6 protein-coding genes are annotated in these 4,970 nt (G+C 61.9%); 4 read left to right on the top strand and 2 right to left on the bottom strand.

Translation table 11 applies throughout. The features are described 5' to 3' along the window. A partial coding sequence (locus tag EN935_RS21955) for a TadE/TadG family type IV pilus assembly protein (RefSeq protein WP_164771256.1) occupies nt 1-1,135 on the bottom strand: 1,135 nt, incomplete at its 3' end. A gap of 255 nt (nt 1,136-1,390) precedes the next feature. Here EN935_RS21955 and EN935_RS21950 point away from each other — a divergent pair. From EN935_RS21950 to EN935_RS21940, 3 genes are all read left to right on the top strand, one after another. Beyond that, nucleotides 1,391-2,251 carry a TIGR01459 family HAD-type hydrolase gene (locus EN935_RS21950; protein ID WP_164757611.1) on the top strand — a complete coding sequence of 287 codons (861 nt, stop codon included), beginning with the start codon at nt 1,391-1,393 and terminating at the stop codon, nt 2,249-2,251. 6 nt (nt 2,252-2,257) lie between these two features. After that, on the top strand, nt 2,258-3,238 hold the full coding sequence (locus tag EN935_RS21945) for a bifunctional riboflavin kinase/FAD synthetase (protein WP_126068687.1): 981 nt from the start codon (nt 2,258-2,260) through the stop codon (nt 3,236-3,238). A gap of 74 nt (nt 3,239-3,312) precedes the next feature. Continuing rightward, nucleotides 3,313-3,639: a hypothetical protein gene (locus EN935_RS21940; RefSeq protein ID WP_109663416.1), complete on the top strand. Its 327-nt coding sequence runs from the start codon at nt 3,313-3,315 to the stop codon at nt 3,637-3,639. Here the strand turns inward: EN935_RS21940 and EN935_RS21935 are convergent, their stop codons facing one another. Next, nucleotides 3,640-4,194, bottom strand: a complete 555-nt coding sequence (locus tag EN935_RS21935) for an HdeD family acid-resistance protein (protein WP_126068689.1) — start codon at nt 4,192-4,194, stop codon at nt 3,640-3,642. Between the two features lie 195 nt (nt 4,195-4,389). Here EN935_RS21935 and EN935_RS21930 point away from each other — a divergent pair. Next, the coding region (locus EN935_RS21930; RefSeq protein WP_164771255.1) for a MipA/OmpV family protein at nt 4,390-4,970 on the top strand (581 nt) is incomplete at its 3' end.

The raw sequence follows: 4,970 nt of genomic DNA, 5'->3' as shown, positions 1-4,970 counted from the left end.
GCTTCCAATGATTGCCGGGTTCGTCCGGGGCGAACATCGGCACGAACATCGTTGCCGGATCGCCAACCCCTATGCCGGTGTTCGCCGAGCCGCCGGACGGCGCGGCATCGTTGACATTGTAGGGATAGGGCCGGGCCTCGACGCAACCCTGCCAACTGGCGAATGGGCCGTAGGAATCGATGTAGTCATATTCGTCGTGGTTTCGTTTGCAGGTGTTGTTCGAGTTGTATTCGTCGCAAACCACACGCTTGCTGTTGGTGACACGCTCATGGTTGGTGACGACCTTCATATCGCGGTAGAGCGAGAACCGGGTCAGCATCTGGCCCTCGTCGGCACCCCATCCCGAACCGCGCTTGTACCAGATGCCATTGGTCTGCTGGGCGTATTTGGTGGCCGTGTTCAGCGTCGACCAGTCGAAATTCTCGTTCGATACCGGCGACAGGCCTTCGGTATCCATCCAGGACGCATTGCCGTTGCCGGGACCGACATTGACCGATGCGGCAAACGGCACGAGGCCGAACTGCACCGGCCTGTCGACCTGCTTGATCATCGCCGCCTGCAGGGCCAGCGTGTCGACCAGCTGTTTGGCCGCGGTCTTGAGAAGGTCGATGCGCTTTTGCCCAGAGCCCGTTCCGGTCTTGGTCATCGATCCGGAATTGTCGAGCACCAGGGCAACTTCCAGGGTATTCTTAAGCCGCACTTCCGAAGTGACGTTGAAGCTGATCTTCTGGTTTGCGTCAGTTTCGGATTTGCCGACGAGTTGGCCGAAGACAGGATAGAAATAGGGCTTGTAGTCAAGCCGCGCGCTCATCTTGAGCAGACCCCCGCCGACGGTATTGCTTGGCAAGGTGACGCTGAGCGTCGTGTTGGCGGGATCTACCTTGTTGAGGTTGGCATTGAAGAAGTCGAGCGCATAGGCTCTCAACTGGTCGTCGGTAGCACCTTCCGTCAGCCGGCGCGCCGTGGCGAAGTTGGCGGCATCGAGCGCATTCAACACCGTCTGTTTTTCACGACTCATCTCGGTGAAATCGACCGCGATCGCCAGGCTGCCCATCAGCGGAACCATCGCAACGACCGTCATAAGAGCATAGTTGCCGCGTTTGTCGCGGCAGAACTGACGCCAAAGTTCATGCATGTCTTGCAGCGGCCCCCGCCGACGGATTCTCGGTCGACGCCAGCTTTCCCACAAAACGCTGAAGGCCGTGTTTGGGAAATCGCTCGATTGCAGGGTCGGCACTTCACCAACCGCTAACCAATGGGCACCCTCGCTGACGCCGCGCAGATGCCCGGCGAAAGCTGGTGACAGGCCGGAGCGGTTCGGCTAATCCGAACCGGCTGCGGCGAACCGTCGGTCGCGGCGGTCGCAATGATCATGACTGAAGGAAACGGCATGGCGGATTCGCCTGAAATCATCGGCTCGCTCGAAGACGTGTCGAAAGCCTATTCGGCAATCCTGTGCGATGTCTGGGGCGTGGTCCACAATGGCGAGAGGCATTTCCCTGTGGCGGCCTCGGCACTGGCAAGGGCTCGAGAGGCGGAAATCCCCGTCGTCCTGATCACCAATTCGCCGCGCCGAAGTGCCGATGTCGTGGCGCAGATGAACGCGATCGGTGTTCCACCGTCAGCCTACGACCGGGTGGTCACCTCAGGCGACGTGACCCGGGATCTGATCGCCGAAGGTCCGCGCAAGATTTTCCATATCGGCGCCGACCGCGATTTCACGCTCTATGACGGTCTCGACGTCGAGCTTGTCGAGGAGTTCGAGGCGTCCGGCGTCGTCTGCACCGGCCTGTTCGATGACGAGGTCGAGAAGCCCGAGGATTATACCGAGCTTCTGCGGCGGCTGCGCGCCAGGAACCTGCCTTTCATTTGCGCAAATCCCGACATTGTGGTCGAGCGTGGCGAACGCATCATCTGGTGTGCCGGCGCATTGGCACGCGATTATGCCCAGCTCGGTGGCCGCACATTGATCGCCGGAAAACCTTACGCGCCGATCTATAACCTCGCGATGAAGGAGGTTTCGGAGATTCTTGGCCGACCGATCGAGCGCGGCCAGGTGCTGGCCATCGGCGACGGCGTGATGACCGATGTGAAGGGCGCCGCCGACAATGGCTTCGATGTCCTCTATGTCTCCGGCGGTATCCATGCCCGCGACTATGGCGATGCACTGCAACCGGATCCGGCAAGATTGGCGACCTTCCTGGAAAAGCATGGGTATCGTCCGGTGGCCGTCATTCCCAGACTGCGGTAGGTGACGATGGCAGCCTTCCAGCGCATTCTGGCGACCGCACCGCTGTCCGCAGACCTGCGCGGCGGCGTGGTGGCGATCGGCAATTTCGATGGTGTCCATCGCGGCCATCAGGCGGTGCTCGAGCGGGCCTCGACTGAAGCCCGGCGGCGCGGAGTGCCGGCCCTGGTGCTGACATTCGAACCGCATCCGCGCAAGATCTTCCGGCCTGATATCCCGTTGTTCGTGCTGACGCCGCCGCCGATGAAGGCGCGGCTCCTGTCGCTGCTGGGCTTTGCCGCGCTCGTCGAGCAGCCGTTCACGCGCGACTTCGCCTCGCTGTCGGCGGAAGCATTCGTGACGGATGTGCTGGAAAGGAATCTTGGCATTACCCATGCCGTGACCGGGTTCGATTTCCATTTCGGCAAGGATCGTCAAGGCGGCCCGGCCTACCTGATGGCGGCCGGCGAGCGTCACGGCTTCGGCGTCACGCTCGTCGACGCTTTCCGTGACGAGGGTGCCGAGGTTGTCTCGTCCAGCCGCATCCGCGGGTTGCTGAGCGAGGGCGAGGTGGCCGAGGCGGCCGGACTGCTCGGCTATCGCTTCACCGTCGAAAGCGAAGTGGTCGGCGGACAGCAGCTCGGCCGCACGCTTGGCTTTCCAACCGCGAATATGAGGCTGTCGGCCGAAGCCGCACTCAAGGAGGGCATCTATGCCGTCCGCTTTCGCCGCGCCGACGGCACGCTTCACGACGGTGTCGCCAGCTTTGGCCGTCGCCCGACCGTTGACGACAATGGTGCGCCGCTGCTGGAAACCTTCGTCTTTGATTTCTCCGGTGACCTCTATGGCGAGGTCTGCCAGGTTTCCTTCTTCGGTTTCCTGCGCCCGGAGGTGAAGTTCGAAGGGCTCGATGCGCTGGTCGCGCAGATGAAGCGCGATGAAGCCGAGGCACGCGCGCTGCTTGCCGGCGTCAAGCCGCTCTCGGACCTGGATCGCGCCATCGCCTTCTGACGGAATCGCCGAAACTGCGGCGAACTGTGAAGAAGTTCATCGAAGGTGGCCGCCAAAACGCCCAACACTCCTCGATGAAAATCGACCTGTCTGTCTGGAGCGTGGTGCTGGTTTGCGCCGGTCTGTTTATCCTCTGCGATGGGCTGAGCGCGCATTGGGGCAAGACCGGCAACGGCCGCAGCCTGGCATACGTCATGCTGCTGTCGCCGCTCTCCTACTCAGTATTCGCTTTTATCAACACAAAGCTGAACCTCGCCGTGACCGGGGCGCTGGTCAACACCATCGTCGTGGCCGGCGCCGTGCTGGTCGGCACCCTTGTCTTCGGCGAAGAACTGTCCTCGACGCAATATCTTGGAATTGCGCTGGCGCTGGTTTCGGTGACGCTGCTCAATCTGACGTGACTATTTCTTCAGCGCGAGGCCGACGGCGATGAAGGTCCAGCCCTGGAAGATCAGGTCGATCGCCAGGAAGAGACCCAGCACCCACAGGCTGTTGACCGGCCAGCCCATGGCGATGATCAGGCCGGCAAGCGCGCTGATGACACCGGCCGCGACGACCCAGCCCCAGCCGCGTTCCGGCCGGTGGCTGTAGCCGACCCAGGCCCGGAGCACCCCTGACGCGACCAGGGCGATCGCCAGCAGGAACGTCAGGACCGCTGAAGCAAGCAGCGGATTGTCGAAAGCGAAGAAGCCGGCAACGGCGTAGAGCAGTCCGCTGAGCAGCCAGTAGAAGAAGCGGCTCCAGGTCTTGACGCCGAACGCATGCACGATCTCGATGACACCGGCCATCAGCATCAGCCATCCCACGACATAGACAGAAGCCACCGTGGCGATGAACAGATTGGCGAAGGCAATGCCGCCGAAGATGAGCAGCAGCACGCCGAGCGCGACAAACCATCCCCATTTTGTCCGTGTCTGTTCGATCGCGATTTTCAAGGCGTCGCCGTGCAGGGTCATTGTCGCGGTCTCCATCAAGGGCTACGGGATACTGCCGGATGGAAGTTAGTCCCGGCGCCGGCCAACGTCCAGTCGATGACCAGCAGCGGGATCGCGGCAAACCGTGAGCGGATGTCTCCGGGTTAAATCAAATTTTACCAAACGGCCGTCAAAGCTGTCATCGGTAACCGTGTGTGTTGTGTTAGTGGAGTGGCCATGAGTCCGGTCGGAAGAATCTCTCTGGTGTTGGCCGCTGTGGTGCTGAGCGGCGCGGGTACTGCCAATGCGGGCGAGGGCAGTTGGCTGTCCGGCGATTGGTATCTGACCGTTGGTGCCACCGGCATGGTGGCGCCGAATTTCGAGGGCGGCAAGGAGTACCTGCTCAGCGCCTCGCCGATCATTTCGTTGGGCAAGGCCGGACCGGCGGCACGCTTCACTTCGCGCAACGACAACATCTCGCTGGCGCTGGTCGACGATGGCGGTGTCCGCGCTGGCCTGACCGGCAAGTTCCTGTTTTCCCGTGACGATGACAACGCCGATGAGCTGAAGGGTCTCGATCCGGTGCGCTGGGGCGGCGAGGTCGGCGGCTTCTTCGAATTCTATCCGACCGATTGGCTGCGCGCGCGCGCCGAGCTGCGCCACGGCATTCGCGCTCATAACGGCTTTGTCGCCGACATCGCTGCCGACGCCTTCTACGACGTGACGCCAACCGTGCGGATTTCGGGTGGACCGCGTGTTTCATTTGCCTCGGGCAACTATTTCGACGCCTATTATGGCGTCAATGCGCAGGAAGCCGT

Origin of the sequence: Mesorhizobium sp. M7D.F.Ca.US.004.03.1.1, from assembly GCF_003998635.1 — a bacterium.
Lineage (GTDB): Bacteria > Pseudomonadota > Alphaproteobacteria > Rhizobiales > Rhizobiaceae > Mesorhizobium > Mesorhizobium loti.
The sequence above is the reverse complement of the archived record's forward strand: the minus strand, read 5'-3'. Positions and strand labels throughout refer to the sequence as shown.